At 71.1% G+C, this 14,100-nt stretch carries 18 protein-coding genes; 12 read left to right on the forward strand and 6 right to left on the reverse strand.

Annotation, left to right across the window (positions count from 1 at the left end; translation table 11 throughout):
- The first annotated feature begins 239 nt into the window (after window positions 1–239).
- Window positions 240–1,511, forward strand: a complete 1,272-nt coding sequence (locus tag KI388_RS01815; RefSeq protein WP_215087705.1) for an FAD-dependent oxidoreductase — start codon at window positions 240–242, stop codon at window positions 1,509–1,511.
- A 15-nt stretch (window positions 1,512–1,526) separates the two neighbouring features.
- Here KI388_RS01815 and KI388_RS01820 read toward each other — a convergent pair whose 3' ends face one another.
- The 3 genes from KI388_RS01820 to KI388_RS01830 all read right to left on the reverse strand — a co-directional run bounded on the left by KI388_RS01820 (window position 1,527) and on the right by KI388_RS01830 (window position 2,569).
- Complete coding sequence (locus tag KI388_RS01820) at window positions 1,527–1,943, reverse strand: Hsp20/alpha crystallin family protein (protein WP_215087706.1); 417 nt, start codon at window positions 1,941–1,943, stop codon at window positions 1,527–1,529.
- A 3-nt stretch (window positions 1,944–1,946) separates the two neighbouring features.
- Complete coding sequence (locus KI388_RS01825) at window positions 1,947–2,102, reverse strand: hypothetical protein (RefSeq protein WP_215087707.1); 156 nt, start codon at window positions 2,100–2,102, stop codon at window positions 1,947–1,949.
- Between the two features lie 71 nt (window positions 2,103–2,173).
- Window positions 2,174–2,569, reverse strand: coding sequence for a hypothetical protein (locus KI388_RS01830; RefSeq protein ID WP_215087708.1), 396 nt, complete (start codon window positions 2,567–2,569; stop codon window positions 2,174–2,176).
- 94 nt (window positions 2,570–2,663) lie between these two features.
- Between KI388_RS01830 and KI388_RS01835 the strand changes: the two genes are divergently transcribed.
- Complete coding sequence (locus KI388_RS01835; protein ID WP_215087709.1) at window positions 2,664–4,517, forward strand: radical SAM protein; 1,854 nt, start codon at window positions 2,664–2,666, stop codon at window positions 4,515–4,517.
- A 3-nt stretch (window positions 4,518–4,520) separates the two neighbouring features.
- Window positions 4,521–5,396 (forward strand): MBL fold metallo-hydrolase, encoded by an 876-nt coding sequence (locus KI388_RS01840; protein WP_215087710.1) that lies wholly within the window; start codon window positions 4,521–4,523, stop codon window positions 5,394–5,396.
- Between the two features lie 85 nt (window positions 5,397–5,481).
- Here KI388_RS01840 and KI388_RS01845 read toward each other — a convergent pair whose 3' ends face one another.
- Entirely contained in the window at window positions 5,482–6,102 is a 621-nt protein-coding gene (locus KI388_RS01845) for an HAD family hydrolase (RefSeq protein ID WP_215087711.1), read from the reverse strand.
- A gap of 88 nt (window positions 6,103–6,190) precedes the next feature.
- Entirely contained in the window at window positions 6,191–6,673 is a 483-nt protein-coding gene (locus tag KI388_RS01850; RefSeq protein WP_215087712.1) for a hypothetical protein, read from the reverse strand.
- A 137-nt stretch (window positions 6,674–6,810) separates the two neighbouring features.
- Here KI388_RS01850 and KI388_RS01855 point away from each other — a divergent pair, with 137 nt between their 5' ends.
- From KI388_RS01855 to KI388_RS01895, 9 genes are all read left to right on the forward strand, one after another.
- Window positions 6,811–7,695 (forward strand): hypothetical protein, encoded by an 885-nt coding sequence (locus KI388_RS01855; RefSeq protein ID WP_215088713.1) that lies wholly within the window; start codon window positions 6,811–6,813, stop codon window positions 7,693–7,695.
- Between the two features lie 96 nt (window positions 7,696–7,791).
- Window positions 7,792–8,442 (forward strand): halocyanin domain-containing protein, encoded by a 651-nt coding sequence (locus KI388_RS01860; protein ID WP_215087713.1) that lies wholly within the window; start codon window positions 7,792–7,794, stop codon window positions 8,440–8,442.
- A complete protein-coding gene (locus KI388_RS01865) occupies window positions 8,439–8,828 on the forward strand; it encodes a hypothetical protein (protein ID WP_215087714.1) in 390 nt (129 codons plus the stop codon). Before KI388_RS01860 ends, KI388_RS01865 begins: the two co-directional genes overlap by 4 nt.
- Window positions 8,829–8,835: 7 nt before the next feature.
- Entirely contained in the window at window positions 8,836–9,645 is an 810-nt protein-coding gene (locus KI388_RS01870) for a cytochrome bc complex cytochrome b subunit (RefSeq protein WP_215087715.1), read from the forward strand.
- Between the two features lie 4 nt (window positions 9,646–9,649).
- Window positions 9,650–10,438 carry a cytochrome bc complex cytochrome b subunit gene (locus tag KI388_RS01875; RefSeq protein ID WP_215087716.1) on the forward strand — a complete coding sequence of 263 codons (789 nt, stop codon included), beginning with the start codon at window positions 9,650–9,652 and terminating at the stop codon, window positions 10,436–10,438.
- Window positions 10,439–10,504: 66 nt separating this feature from the next.
- Window positions 10,505–10,936: a hypothetical protein gene (locus KI388_RS01880; protein WP_215087717.1), complete on the forward strand. Its 432-nt coding sequence runs from the start codon at window positions 10,505–10,507 to the stop codon at window positions 10,934–10,936.
- 4 nt (window positions 10,937–10,940) lie between these two features.
- Entirely contained in the window at window positions 10,941–11,222 is a 282-nt protein-coding gene (locus tag KI388_RS01885) for a hypothetical protein (protein WP_215087718.1), read from the forward strand.
- A 112-nt stretch (window positions 11,223–11,334) separates the two neighbouring features.
- Window positions 11,335–12,081, forward strand: coding sequence for an NAD(+)/NADH kinase (locus tag KI388_RS01890; protein WP_215087719.1), 747 nt, complete (start codon window positions 11,335–11,337; stop codon window positions 12,079–12,081).
- Between the two features lie 86 nt (window positions 12,082–12,167).
- The gene (locus KI388_RS01895) at window positions 12,168–12,611 is read left to right on the forward strand and encodes a hypothetical protein (protein ID WP_215087720.1); all 444 of its coding nucleotides are present in this window, start codon (window positions 12,168–12,170) and stop codon (window positions 12,609–12,611) included.
- A gap of 49 nt (window positions 12,612–12,660) precedes the next feature.
- Here the strand turns inward: KI388_RS01895 and KI388_RS01900 are convergent, their stop codons facing one another.
- Window positions 12,661–14,004, reverse strand: coding sequence for a M28 family peptidase (locus KI388_RS01900; RefSeq protein WP_215087721.1), 1,344 nt, complete (start codon window positions 14,002–14,004; stop codon window positions 12,661–12,663).
- Window positions 14,005–14,100: the final 96 nt, after the last annotated feature.

The raw sequence follows: 14,100 nt of genomic DNA on the forward strand, positions 1-14,100 counted from the left end.
TCCTTGCGTCGCGCGCCTTCGCCCTCGCGACTGCCCCTTTGAGTCCCGCCCCGCACAGCACCGCAACCGAACCTCACGCCTCCCCAGCCTCGTCGCTGGCGGCACTAGCCGCCAGCGACTCCCTCGCGCGTGCGATTCGCGCCGCGTTGCGGCGCTCATCGGCACGCGCCACCGCATCTGTTTATATACAAACGTCGTCGTCCCGGTGGCTTTTGCTCGTCGCTCGCGTGTCCCGACCCATGACCGAGGAAGTCGAGCCCGCGCCGTCGGTCGCGGTCGTCGGCGGCGGCGCGGTCGGCGTCACGACGGCCGCCGACCTCGCGGCCCGCGGCGCCGACGTGACGCTCTACGAGCGCGGCGAACTGGCGGCCGAGAGCTCCGGACTCGCGGCGGGGGTCCTCTACGACGCCTACGCCGAGGACGTCGACACCGCGGTCGGCGCCCGCGCGCTGGAGCGCTTCCGCGCGTTCGACCGGACGCTGCCCGGGTTCTCGTTTACCTCCTGCCCGTACGTCATCGCGGTCCGCGAGGGGGACCCCGACGCCGACGCCGTCCCGGCGATGGTCGAGCGCATGCGCGACCACGGCCGCGAGGTGTCCGTCGTCGACCCCGACGCGCTCGGCCGGCGCTTCCCCGCCCTCCGGACCGACGACCTCGCGGTCGCGGCGGTGGCCGAGGGGGCCGGCTGGACCGACCCCGCGAGCTACGTCCGCGCGCTGGGCGAGCGGGCCGCCCGCGAGGGCGTCGCGGTCGAGACGGGAACCGCGGTCGCGCTCGGCCCGCGAACCGACGCGGGCCGAGAGATCCGGGTTCGTGACGCCGGAGAGACGGGAGAATCAGCCGTCGAGACGCGCGATTTCGACGCCGTCGTCGTCGCCGCCGGCGCGCACACCCGGTCGCTGCTCGCGGACGCGGGCGTCACGGTCCCGGTCGTCCCCTACCGCGTTCAGGCGCTCGTCGCTCGGGCGGAGTACACCGGCCCGATGGCCTACGACGCGACCGCGGACGCGTACCTCCGCCCGCATCCGGACGGCCTGCTCGCGGGCGACGGCACGGAGCCGGTCCCCGCCGACCCCGACGACTACCGACGCGAGGCGGACGACTGGTTCCGCGAGGGCGTTTCCGCCGTCCTCGACGAGCGCCTCGCCAGCGGTGATTCCGCGGAGCGGTTCGACCCCCAGTCCGACGTCTCGCGGTCGTGGGCCGGGCTCTGTACCGCGACGCCCGACGGCGACCCGGTCGTCGGACCGGTGGACTCGGCGGCGGGGGACCCGGTGGCGGGCGACCCCGCGCTGTTCGTCGCCGCCGGCTGGCAGGGCCACGGGTTCATGCGCGCACCGGCGATGGGCGAGACGGTCGCGGAGGGCGTGCTCGCGTCGCTCGCGGGCGTCGACTTCGACGCGCCGGACTCGCCGTGGATCGGGGCGTTCGACCCGGCGCGGTTCGACGGCGACGAGGAGTTCGAGATCGCGGAGGGGATGTCGCTGTCGAACCGGGCGGACGGGACCTAAAGGATAAAAGGGCTGTCAGTCGTCCTCCTCGACCACGTCGACGTCGCCGGACCCCTCGCGTTTGGGGATCTCGACGCGGAGCGTGCCGTTGCGCGTGAGCGTCGCGTTCGCGCCCTCGGGCGTCACGTCGGCGTCTCGGGGGAGGTCGACGCTCCCGGACAGCGAGACGCCGCGGCCCGGGAACACGAGGTCGTAGCCGTCGTAGAAGTCGCGGAAGCGCTCTAAGTTCACCTCGACGGTGTGATCGAGGAAGGTGACGTCGACGTCTTCGCCCCGGACGCCGGGGGCGTCGAAGACGACGAGGTAGGCGTCGTCGCTCTCGAGGAGGTCGGTGGAGAGCGGGCGGCGCTCCTGGACGCGACCCCACCCGCGGCCGACGCGTTCGAGGGCGCTCCGGAGCGCTGACCGACCGGTTTCGACGAGTCCGCCCACGTCTCACACCTCGATTTCGACGAGGTCGCTCCCGCCGCAGTACGGACAGGAGAGGTCCCCGACCGCGTGGTCCTCGGGCACATCGTACGTGTAGTGGTTCTCGAACATGTCCAGCTCGCAGTCGTCGCTGACGCACTTGACCTCCATCGTCGATGGCATGTCCGGTCGTAGTGCCGGCGAGGGCTTAAACGGCGTGGCGGCGGCGACCCGGGGGCGCGAACGCGCGGCGGTCAGAACCCCGAACCCCGCATGCGTTCCGGAACGACCGTTCGCTCCGCGAACAGGACGACGAGGGTCCCGAACGCGATGCCGGCGGCGAACCCCGGGCCGTACGGGAACAGGCGCGGCGCGAACGCGAGCGAGACGCCGAGCCAGACGATCGCGACGAGGATCGCGGCACCCGCGGCGGCGTACGCGAGCGTCTCGTACCGGTCCGGCGGGAGCCGGTCCCGCGCCAGCCACGCGAGCGGTCCGACGAGTAAAGCGGTGACGACCGCCCACGCGGCCGCGGCTCCCCACGGGCGCGGGTCGGCGCCGTAGAACTGCGCCGCGCCGGAGGCGCAGACGAGGCCGATCGCGAGGTACTGTCCGAGCCGCTGCCGGCCGATAGGCCTGTTGGAGGGCACGAATCGCGTTTTCGAGCCATCCGATATAAGCGATCGGCCGGAGTTCCCGACGTTCCGCACGCTTTTCCCCTCTCGGCCGACTACGGAGGGTAACATGACCGATTCGCCCGCGTCGGCCCGGGGATCGCTCCCGGCCGACCCGAACGACCTCTCCGTCACGATCGTCGACGGGTACGTCGACGAGCCGGCCCACTTCGGCGTCCCGCCGTACCTCTCGACGTACCCGCGGTACACGGCGGGCGCGCTCGTCGACGCGGGCGTCCCGGAGTCGCAGATAACCTACCACACGATCGACGAACTCCGCGACGACCGGAGCAAGCACGCCGACGTCGCGGACGCCGACCTCATGGTGTACGTCGGCGGGATGACGGTGCCCGGGAAGTACGTCGGCGGAACCCCCGCGGAGCCGGACGAGGTGCGCGAACTGGGCTGGACCGCCGACGGCGTGACGCTGCTCGGCGGCCCGGTTCGCTTCGGGGTCGGGGAGGAGAACGCGGGCGCACAGGAGACGCAGCGGGACGACCTCGACTACGACTTCGTCGCGATGGGCGACGTCGAGGCCGCGGCCCACGACCTCGTCCGCGAGGGGTTAGAGGGGTACGGCAACCGGATGCGGACGAACGAGGAGGTCGACCGCTGGGCGCGGCGGGGGGCGTTCGTCGTCGAGCAGCACCCGAACCACCCCGACTACCTCATCTGCGAGATGGAGACCTCCCGCGGCTGCGCGTACCGCTGCTCGTTCTGTACGGAGCCGCTGTACGGCGACCCGGCGTTCCGGACTCCCGACTCCGTCGTGGGCGAGGTCGACGCGCTCTCGAATCGGGGGGTCAGACACTTCCGGCTCGGCCGGCAGGCCGACATCCTCGCGTTCGGCGGCGACGGCGAGGCGCCGAATCCCGACGCGCTCCGGGAGCTGTACGGCGGGATCCGCGAGGTCGCGCCCGACCTCCGGACGCTCCACCTCGACAACATGAACCCCGTGACGATCACGGACTACCCCGAGGCCTCCCGCGAGGCGATCCGCGTCATCGCGGAGCACAACACGCCGGGCGACACGGCGGCGTTCGGCCTCGAATCCGCCGACCCCGTGGTTCAGGAGGAGAACAACCTGCTCGTCACCGCCGAGGAGTGCTTAGAGGCCGTCCGCGTCGTCAACGAGGAGGGCGGCTGGCGCCCGGGCGACGGTCCCGAGACGACCCCCGGCGACGCGACCCGCGTCACCGGTCCCTCCACCGGCCCGGACGCCTCGCCGCGGCTGCCGAAGCTGCTCCCCGGGATCAACCTCGTCCACGGGCTGACGGGCGAGCGTCCGGAGACGTACGAGCACAACAAGGAGTTCCTCCAGACCGTCTACGACGAGGGGCTGATGCTCCGCCGGATCAACATCCGGCAGGTGATGGCGTTCGCCGGCACGGAGATGGCCGAGACGGGGGCGGACGTCGCTCAGGAGCACAAAGACCAGTTCCAGGCGTACAAGCGCGAGGTGCGCGAGACCATCGACAACCCGATGCTCGACCGCGTGGTCCCGCCCGGGACCGTGCTGCCCGACCTCCACCTCGAATACCACCAGGACGGCAAGACGTTCGGGCGCCAGCTGGGCACCTACGCGCTCCTCGTCGCGGTCCCGGGCGAGCGCGAACTCGGCACGACCATCGACGTGGCGATCACCGACCACGGCTACCGCTCCGTGACGGGCGTCCCGTACCCGCTCGACGTCAACGCGGCCTCGATGGACGAGCTGACCGCGATCCCCGGGATCAACCGGAGCAGGGCCGGCGACGTCGTGGTCGGCCGCCCGTACGAGTCGGTCGACGGGGTCGACGCCGGCGTGGCCGACCTCGCGGCGTACGCGGTCGCGGGCGACACCGACGTGCCGATCCCCGGCCGCGACCGGGCCGGTTCGGGGCCCGGACCGGCCGCGCGCTCGTCGCTCGGACGCGGGGACTGAACGGTGTCGGGCGCCGACCCGCCGCCGGGTGACTCCCCGCGCGGCGACGACGCGGACCCCGCGGTCACCCGGGTCGAGGTCCCCGTCGACACCCGCGCCCCCGACGGGACCACGAACGCGTACCTCCTCGACGGCCTCCTCGTCGACCCGGCGGCCCGGACCGACGCGCTCGACGCCGCGATCGCGGAGCGGGGGTCGGCCGACGCGGCGGCTCCCGCGGTCGAGGCGATCGCGGTCACCCACGCCCACCCGGACCACGTCGGTGCGGTCGCGGACTACGCCGCCCTGACCGACGCGACCGTCGTCGCCCGCGAGGGCCACGCCGACCGCTTCGCCGCGGCGGCCGGGATCGACCCCGACGAGACGGTCGCGCCGGGCGAGACGGTCGGTGACACCGCGGTCCGCGTCGTCGACACCCCGGGGCACGCGCCCGACCACGTCGCGTTCGCGGCCGGAACTCCGGGGGCCGAGCCGACGCGGGCCGCGCTGTGCTGCGGCGACCTCGCCGTCGCGGCGGGGAGCGTCGCGGTCGCCGCGCCGGAGGGGGACCTGACCGCGTACCTCGCGAGCCTCGAACGCGTCCGCGACGCCGGCTACGACCGATTCCTCCCCGGGCACGGCCCCGCGATTGACGACCCGGCGGCGACGTGCGACCGGCTGATCGAACACCGGCTCGCCCGCGAGCGCGGCGTGATCGCCGCGATCGACGGCGGCGCGGCCGACCTCGACGCGGTCGTCGACGGCGCCTACGAGAAGGACCTCTCCGGGGTGCGGGACCTCGCGCGGGCGACGGTCGCCGCCCACGTCGAGAAGCTGGTCGGGGAGGGGCGGGTCGAGGGGGCGTGGCGCGCGCGGCTGGCGGAGCGCGGCTTCGACTGACCGCGTCGCGCTCGCGCTACCGCCGTTCCGCCGCGGTCGTCGCTTCCGCCGCTCTACCACCGCGCCGGCCGCCCGTCGACCGCGTCTACGGCTCAGCCTCTAGCTCCGAGACGACCTCGGACAGCGGCGTCTCCGTCACGTCGACGAAGCGCCCGCCCGCGGCGACGATCCCGCCGTCAGTCTCCGGGTCGTCCCCGACGTGGACGAGCGCCGGCGTGGACGTGTCGAGCGCCTCCGCCGCGGCCTCGAACGCGGAGGGGTGCGGCTTGCGCCAGCCGCAGCCGACGCTCGTCGTGACCGCGTCGAACTCGCCGCGGAGCCCCGCGCGGATCAGGGTCCGCGGGACGAGTTCGGGGACGGCGCAGTTCGAGAGCAGCCCGACCGCCCCGCGCTCGCCCGCGCCGCGGACCGCCTCCAGCGCGCCGTCGCGCCGGGTGACGTCGGGGTCGAACGCCGCGATCACGGCGTGTCTGGCGACGTTCTGGTCCGCGTCGACGCCGCGGGAGTCGAGCGCGCGCGAGACGTGCGCCGGGAGGGGGACCTCCGCGCCGGCGGGTGCCTCGACGTGTCGTTCCCCGTACGCGACGTGCCAGTCGTCGGGGACCGCCACGTCGCGGGACTCCAGTTCGCGCGCGACCGCTTCCGCCGGGTCGGACGGGTACTCGACGTCGACGAGGGTCCCGAAGAGATCGAAGGTGACTGCCACGATACCCCAGTTAGGGACAAACCCGGATTGAAGCTGTCGGTCGCGAGGAAGCCCCCGAGGACGGTCACGCGCGGGGCGCCGCGTCGGGTCAGAACAGCGAGCCGAAGTGGAGCGTAAAGAGGCGGTAGAGACCGGTCACCCACGCGCACAGCCACAGCACCATGAAGCCGGCGACGCCGGCGCGGAGCCGCTTGCGCCAGTGGCTCATGTCCTCGTGGATCTCGTCGATGTCGACGTCCGGGTCCTCGTACGCGTCGGCGTTGCGCTTCGCCTGGAAGATCCGGACGATCCCGGTGAGCGCGAACGCCAAGAGGGCGTACGCCTGGACCCCGAAGAAGGCGTGGAGGATCGCCATCCCCGTCAGCTGGTCGAGGACGCGCGGGATCATCCACCCGACGATGGGGACCGTCGTGAGCACCAGCCCCGCGACGATGTACCGGAGGTGCCGCATCAGCACGTTCCACGACACCGTCTCGGCGTCGATCATGATCCAGGCGCCGTACAGGAGGAACGGGAGACTCGTCGTCACGGACACCCCGGCGAGCGCCGCGATGACCGACTCGTCGACCATGCGGCCGGTACGTGCTCGGACGCGTAAAGCCCCGCGATCCGCGTCCGGCGACGCGGTCTCGATCCGTCCGGTTCCCCTTCTCGGTCGCCGGGCGCGGACGAAAACAGTTAGCGTCAGGAGCACGTACCGCCGAGATGATGGAGGACACCTCGACGCGGTCGGAGTCGGAGTCGCCGCCGGAGGAGCCGGCCGATCCGGCGTCCGACGGGCCGAGAGACCCGGATCCGGAGACCGACGGCGACGGGTCGGGGGTGACTGACGGCGAGGGCGCTTCCGACGACGAGACCGACATCGAGGCCCTCCGCGAGCGCGTCGAGGCGGAGTACGACTTCGACGACTTCGGGCCCTCCGACATGGCGCAGATGAGCGCGGAGGAGTGGGACGCCGCCTTCGATCCCGACACGTGGATCACCGGCGACCGACTCTTAGACCGCGTCGACGCCGAACTGAAGTCGCGGATCGCGACCCGCGACGTGTTCGGCGTCTTAGAGCGCGTCCGCGAGGACGGCGAGGAGCGCATCCTCGTCTACTCGGACGAGGGGTACGCGATCATCCGCCCCTCCGGCGAGGTCCGCGGCGAGGGGACGGTGCTCCGGGACATCGAACCCGTCGTCGCGCTCGCGGCGATGGACTCGTACGAGGTGCCCGAGCCGCCGGACGACTGGTCGCTCCCGCACCCGGACGACGTCCCGAACGGGTCCGGCGAGTTCGGCAACCTCGTGATACAGGCCGTCGCGGCGGTTCAGGTGCTCGCCGGGGCCGCCCTCCTCGTCGCGAGCGCCGTGGCCGACCTCGGCACCATCGTCGCGCCGGCGATGGGGGTCGTCTTCCTCCTCGTCGGCGCCTTCCTGTTCGCGATGGTGGCGAACGCGCGGCTCTCCGACCGGTTCCGCTCGGAGGAGTACCGGGACCGACTGCGCGCGCTCCGCGAGGCCAAGGAGCGGCCCGAGTTCGTCCCGGTCGAAGACGGCGTCGTGACGGACGGCGACGCCGCCGAAACGGCCCGCGGCCGCGACGAGTAATTCCTCCGATTTCACGGGTCTCAGCCCCCGATACTCCCTCCCCGTCGGCGGTTTCAGTCGGTGGGTTTAAGCGGACCCCGTCCTGAGGGAAACTGTATGAAAAGGCGGGACTTCGTGCGGACGGCCGGCGGCGCGACCGCCGCCGTCGCGGCCTCCGCCGGGGCGACCGGAACGGCGGCTGCACAGGAGGTACAGCCCGACTGGCCGAGCGGGGCGGCCGACGGGAACGTCGGGTCGTACACCGACGCCCGCGGCCAGGACGAGGTGACCATCTCGGTCGGCGCCGGCAGCGACGGCCTCGCGTTCGACCCGACCCTCGTGTGGGTCGACGAGGGGACGACCGTCGTCTGGGAGTGGACCGGAAACGGCGGGGACCACAACGTCCAGACGGTCGACGACGGCGGTCCGGCCGCCCTCGACAGCGGCAATCCCGTCGGAGAGGAGGGGTACACCTACGAGTACGAGACATCCGGCGAGGACGCCGGCATCACCCACTACCACTGCGTGCCTCACACCGCGGTCGGCATGCACGGCGGCATCGCCGTCGGTGAAGACGTCGCCACCGTCGAGGTCGGCGGCGGCGCTAGCACCGGGTGGCCAGAGGACATCGCGAAGGTGGGCGTCCCGCTCCACGCCCACTGGGTCGGCATCTCCGCGATCCTCGGCATCGGGATGACGTTCGTGTTCACGTTCTACATGCTCAAGTACGGCGAGTCGGCTCACACCGGTCACGGGGGTGCCAGATGAGCTCCGGCAACTCCTCGTACGGCGACATCCATCGGTACGAGCCGGCCCGCGAGAGCACGGCGGCCGCGATCGCGATCGTCCTCCTCACCGTCATCGAGGTCGTCTTCGTCGCGCTGTTCACCTACGGGCTGATGTCCGCGTGGGCGTCGACGGAGGCCGGGAACATGTACGTCGGAGCGCTGCTGGCGCTCATCTTCATCGACCTCGCGTTCATCCTGCTGCTGTACCGAAAGGAGTTCCTCCCGGACGTGATGATCGTGAAGAAACGCCGTCGCAAGTGGGAGGACCTGTACGTCCGCGAGGAGGACAAAGACGGCAAGGGAATCGACACCGGCAACCTCGCGGACACCCTGAAGCGGGCAGTGTACCCGTACTACAAGAAGTGATTCGACAATGAGTCTGAAAAAACAAGACGACATGGACCACAACGCGTGGCTCAAGAGTCAGGACCTCACGACCATCGAGACGGCGTTCCTGACCACGCTCATCTGGCTGGACAAGCGGCTCCGCATCGTCGACTACCTCGAACTGCTGGAGACGATGTACTACCGCGCCAACCTCCAGATGCCGAAGAGCCACACCGAACAGTACGACCTCGACAACAAGTTCTGGTACTGGTACCCGCTGTACTCGCTCGGGTCCCTCTCGATCATCGCGTACCTGCTCGCGGCGGTGTCGGGCGCGATGCTCGGGTTCTACTACGCACCGTCGACCGCGGGGGCGGCGGCGCAGGGCGACCCCACCGCCGCGTACGACTCGATGGTGATGATCATGAAGGACGTCCAGTTCGGCTTCATGCTCCGCTCCATCCACCGCTGGGCGGCGCAGTTCATGGTGGCGGCGGTGTTCCTCCACATGCTGCGGGTCTACTTCACCGGAGCGTACAAGGAGCCGCGCGAGGTCAACTGGATCCTCGGCGTCGTGCTCATCGCCCTGACGCTACTGTTCGGCTTCTCCGGGTACGTCCTCCCGTGGAAGCAGCTGTCCTTCTGGGCGGCGCAGATCGGCGTCGAACTGGCCCTCGCGACCCCCATCGTGGGCGAGTGGGCGGCTCAGTTACTGTTCGGCGGCTTCACGCTCGGGCAGGCGACGCTCGTGAGAATGTACATCCTGCACGTGTTCGTGTTACCGTTCGTGGTCACCGCGCTCATCGCGGTCCACGTCGGCATCGTCTGGGTGCAGGGCATCGCGGAACCGCACTAATCCAATGACCGACGACACCACCCCCATGACCGACGGAGGCACCGACGACGAGGCGCGCACCGACGGCGGCCCGCCGGCGACGGTCCCGCCGGACGACGAGACGCCCACCTGGTCCGAGCGGAAGGAGCGCAGCCAGGGGCTCGCACAGCTCACCTACCAGTACTTCGAGCGCTCCCGCCGCGAGGACGAGGACCTGCGCGCGGAGTCGACGTACGTCGAGCGCGACGTGCTCGGCTTCCCGACGTGGCCCCACGAGACGATCCGCAACCTCGCGATCACGTCGTTTTTCATCGGAGTCATCCTGCTCGTGTCCTCGATCCTGCCGTCCCACTTCGGCGATCCGGCGAACCCCGGTTCCACGCCGGCGATCATCCTGCCCGACTGGTACCTCTACTGGTCGTTCGGCCTGCTGAAGCTCAGCCCGATCAACCCCGAGCTCGCCGTGCTGGGCGGCAACATCGTGATGTCCAACGAGCTGTACGGACTCGTCGCCCACGGGGGCATCTTCGGCGTCATCACGCTCGTTCCCTTCCTCAACAAGGGGAACGCGCGGCGCCCCGTCGAGGAACCGGGCTGGGCAGCGCTCGGCGTGGCCGGGGTCATCCTGGCGTTCACGCTGGCGGTGCTCGCTATCCAGAACTTCTTCCCGATCCAGCTCGATCTGCTGTTCTCGCTCGTGTTCATGCTCCCCATCGCGGGCGGGGTAATCACCTACGCGGTGTTGAAGACGATGCGCGAGGGGTACATGTACGACCTCAACCGTCGGTACTTCATGCTGCGGCCGCCGAAGTAAGCGACCCCCTCCTCGGTCCCCCGGCGGAGACGCGGTTGCCCCCCGTTCCGACGCTCCGTATCACCCATGTCATCCTCAACAGACGGCGACTCCTCGCAGGCGTTCGACGAGACCGGCGACCCGATCGCGAGCGACGACGACGCCGACCCGCGCAACGAGCAGACGGGGCCGCGAGACGGTCCGAGCGGTCGGGAGGTCGTCGTTCCCTTCCGGCTGTACAAGGCCGTGACCGTCTTCTCGACGCTCGCCGCGGTCGTCACCTACTTCGTCGGGTTCACCCTCATCGACGCCGCGACGCTCCAGATCAGCTTCGTCCGAACGACCATCGTCTACCTGCTCGACAACGCCGGAATCCTGCCGCCGGAAGACGTCTTGGTGGCGGTGATGGCGATAACCGGCGTGGGGTTCATCGTCCTCGGAACCGCCGTGTACGTGCTCGGGACGCGGTTCCGCGGACAGGGGATGGGAAAGTCTCAAGACGACTCCAGCGAAACGTAAGATAATGGCAGACGAGTTCATGAAGGGCTTCGCCCTGTTTACGATCGGCGGTCTCGGGTGGATCACCTTCGGCGGCTGGTACCGCACGCCGTCGTACTACGAGATCGTGCAACTCGTTAACCCGCCGGAGGGCGTGAACACGGCGTACGGCGAGATCGGCCTGCTCGCGGGCGACATGTTCTTCTGGCTGATGGTCCTTGGCGCGCTGACGTTCTGGGTGCTCATCCCGACCAGCCGACAGCTCCGCGACGCGCTCGGCGGCGACGACGACGCGGCCGCGAACTGAACGCGCTGCCCGCCGCCTCGCCTCTCCTCGGTTCGGTCTCACCCTCGGCCGATGCGGCTGCGGCCGCCGACGAACCGGGAGCTTTTCACCCCCGCTGGTCTCACCCCTGCGCATGAGCGAGCGGACGCGTAGCCTCGCGGTTCTCGGCGACGGCGAGCCGGCGGCGGCGGTGCGATCGGCGGCGACAGCCGCGGACGCCCGCCTCACCGACCGCTCAGAGGCGGACGGGATCGTCGCCGTCGGGGACGCCGCGCTGCGGGACGCGATGCGCGCGGTCGCGGACGGGGACGCGCGTCCGGTGCCGGTCCTCCCGGTCGGCGGCGGCCGTCACGCGGTCGAACACGACTTCGCGACCGACCGGCTCGGCGCCGTCGTCGACGGTCTCGGCGGGTCTGCGGCGTCGTTCGACGGGTTCTCGCGCGTCGCGCATCCGGTCCTCGCGGTCGACGGAGCGGGGGTCGACCGGCGCCGGTTCGCGGCCGCGGACGCCGCGTTCGTAACGGCGGCGCCCGCCCGGATCTCGGAGTACGAGATCGCGTTCTCCGACGGCGAGTCGGTCTCGGTGCGCGCCGACGGCGCCGTGGTCGCGACGCCGCTCGGGAGCGACGGCTACGCGGCCGCGGCCGGCGGGCCGGCGGTGTCGCCCGGCGGCGGCCTCTCGGTCGTCCCCGTCGCGCCGTTCACGACCCGGCCCGGCAGGTGGGTCGCGCCGGACGGGGTCCGCGTTACCGTCGAGCGCGAGGAGGAACCGGTGGCGCTGGTCGTCGACGGGACGCGGCGGGGGACCGTTGCGCCACACCGCGCGGTCCGCGTCGAGACCGCGGCGACGGTCGACCTCCTCGCGCCGACGTCGGAGTGAGGGGGGCCGCCGCTCTCCGCCCGCGACCTCGTCTCGGGCGCGGCGATCGGAAAGGCTCTAATACGTCCTGACCGGAAGTGGTGGATATGGACCCACTGCAGTTCCTCGTTCCCCTCGGCTGGCTGGCGGCCGTCGGGCCGGTGCTGCCGTACGCGATCTTCGTGATGACCGTCGCGAACCTCGCGACGCGGCACCTCGCGCACAGGCGGCACGTCGATCAGGGAGAGGCGGCCGACAGCGTGGAGGCGTACACGCCACACGTGTTCACCAACGTCGGGCTCGTCCTCCTGAGCTTCCTCTTCATCCTCGACTCGCCGGTGAGCGGGACGATCCTGTCGGTGCTCGTGCTCGCGATGTTCATCGCGGACTTCTTCGAACTGGAGGCGCGCAACGTCGAGGCGCGCAACGACCTGGATATCGAGGCGCCGAAGAGCTCGATCGCCGCCTCGCTGGTCGTGCTGGTGTGGTCGTCGTACTACGCGCTGTTCTTCGTCATCGAAGGGATCTGGAACCAGTTCGTCGTCGCCTGACGGACCGCGGACCGAACCTCGCCGGGCGCGACCGACTCCCGCTTTTCACCTACTCGCCGTCCGCTTCGGTTCCGAACGTCCAGTCGCCGGTGAGCTTCATCCCCGTCGCCTTCCCCTCGGCTTCGAGCGCCGCGGCGATCTCGTCGGTGTCGCCGCGGGGGATCGACGCGTCCGCCTCGGCGAGGTAGACGACCAGTTCGGTCAGGAGGATCGCCTGCTCCCTGAGGTTCCGCGACTCCAGCTTGTCCAGCGTGTCGGCGTGAGTGTGTCCCCAGCCGCGGCCGCGCCCCTCGGTCTCTCCCGAGACCATGTACCCCGGAATGCCCCGCTTCACGAACGGCCAGTGGTCGCTGTGGGGCACCAGCTTCCCGCCGGTCGAAACCGGGTGGCCGAACTTATCGCTCACGCGCTCGGCGGCCGCCGCGAGCGCGTCGAAGCCGTGGTGATCGAGCCGGAGCGTCCGGCCGTACACGTTGCTGTCGACGTTGACGACGGCGCGGACGGCTTCCCGGTCGGCCGCCTCCGCGGCCGTCGAGGAGCCGACGAGCCCGACCTCCTCGGCGCCGAACGCGGCGAACCGCACCTTGATACCGAGTTCGTCCTCGCGCGTCGCGAGCGCCCGCGCGACCTCGACGATGGTAGCCGTCCCCGCGCCGTTGTCCATCGCGCCCTCCGCGAGGTCGTGGGCGTCGACGTGCGAGGAGACGAGCAGGTGCTCGTCGGTGTCGGGCCCCAGTTCTGCGACGGCGTTCCCGCTCGTCGCCGTGGGCGTCTCGCAGTCGACCGCGACGGTCACCTCGTCGCCCTCGTTACGCCGCGAGAGCCGGGCGCCGGTCTCCCTCGAGACGCCCACCGCCGGAACCTCCCCGATCGGGGCGTCCGCGGTCCCGACGCTACCGGTCGGCGGGAGCGTCCCCTCGACGTGGTTCGCGAAGACGAACGCCGCGGCGCCGGCGTCGACCGCGCGGTAGTACTTCTCGCGGCGGTGGAGGAACCGGTCGACCGAGTCCGGCGTGTCCGACGAGACCATCACGACCTTGCCGTCGAGGTCGGCCTCGAAGTCCTCCGGGACCCCGTAGCCGAGGTCGACGAACTCCCCGGTCACCTCGCCGCTCGGGCTCCGCGGCAGCGCGATACAGGCGTTCGGACCGACCGCGAGCGGCTCCTCGGTCGCGGCGTCTCGGACCGCGCTGTCGCCCCGCTCCCAGCCCTGAATCTCGAACTCCGCTATCGTCGCGTTCTGCGCGCCGGCGTCGTCGAACGCGTCGCGGGTCAGCTCTAGGGCCTCGCGCTCGCCCGCCGAGCCGGCCATCCGATCGCCGACGTCGACGAGGTCGAGGAGGTGGTTCCAGCCCGTGTCGCTCGTGAACGTCTCACCGATCCACTGTGTCATGGGTAAGGGTGTCGCGGCCGCCTGTCAAGCGTTTCGGTGGCGGCGGGCGCGGCCGGGAGTGGCGGGAGGACCGGGAAGCCGGCCGAAAGCGCAGAA

This window comes from Halorubrum sp. 2020YC2 (assembly GCF_018623055.1).
GTDB lineage: Archaea > Halobacteriota > Halobacteria > Halobacteriales > Haloferacaceae > Halorubrum.

What these genes read in the sequence shown, in the direction of transcription:
- KI388_RS01860 (WP_215087713.1), top strand. Translation starts at nt 7,792, where the DNA reads ATGAAAAGGCGGGACTTCGTGCGGACGGCCGGCGGCGCGACCGCCGCC.
- KI388_RS01865 (WP_215087714.1), top strand. Translation starts at nt 8,439, where the DNA reads ATGAGCTCCGGCAACTCCTCGTACGGCGACATCCATCGGTACGAGCCG.
- KI388_RS01900 (WP_215087721.1), bottom strand. Translation starts at nt 14,004, where the DNA reads ATGACACAGTGGATCGGTGAGACGTTCACGAGCGACACGGGCTGGAAC.
- KI388_RS01855 (WP_215088713.1), top strand. Translation starts at nt 6,811, where the DNA reads ATGGAGGACACCTCGACGCGGTCGGAGTCGGAGTCGCCGCCGGAGGAG.
- KI388_RS01835 (WP_215087709.1), top strand. Translation starts at nt 2,664, where the DNA reads ATGACCGATTCGCCCGCGTCGGCCCGGGGATCGCTCCCGGCCGACCCG.
- KI388_RS01815 (WP_215087705.1), top strand. Translation starts at nt 240, where the DNA reads ATGACCGAGGAAGTCGAGCCCGCGCCGTCGGTCGCGGTCGTCGGCGGC.
- KI388_RS01825 (WP_215087707.1), bottom strand. Translation starts at nt 2,102, where the DNA reads ATGCCATCGACGATGGAGGTCAAGTGCGTCAGCGACGACTGCGAGCTG.
- KI388_RS01885 (WP_215087718.1), top strand. Translation starts at nt 10,941, where the DNA reads ATGGCAGACGAGTTCATGAAGGGCTTCGCCCTGTTTACGATCGGCGGT.
- KI388_RS01875 (WP_215087716.1), top strand. Translation starts at nt 9,650, where the DNA reads ATGACCGACGACACCACCCCCATGACCGACGGAGGCACCGACGACGAG.
- KI388_RS01880 (WP_215087717.1), top strand. Translation starts at nt 10,505, where the DNA reads ATGTCATCCTCAACAGACGGCGACTCCTCGCAGGCGTTCGACGAGACC.
- KI388_RS01850 (WP_215087712.1), bottom strand. Translation starts at nt 6,673, where the DNA reads ATGGTCGACGAGTCGGTCATCGCGGCGCTCGCCGGGGTGTCCGTGACG.
- KI388_RS01895 (WP_215087720.1), top strand. Translation starts at nt 12,168, where the DNA reads ATGGACCCACTGCAGTTCCTCGTTCCCCTCGGCTGGCTGGCGGCCGTC.
- KI388_RS01890 (WP_215087719.1), top strand. Translation starts at nt 11,335, where the DNA reads ATGAGCGAGCGGACGCGTAGCCTCGCGGTTCTCGGCGACGGCGAGCCG.
- KI388_RS01870 (WP_215087715.1), top strand. Translation starts at nt 8,836, where the DNA reads ATGAGTCTGAAAAAACAAGACGACATGGACCACAACGCGTGGCTCAAG.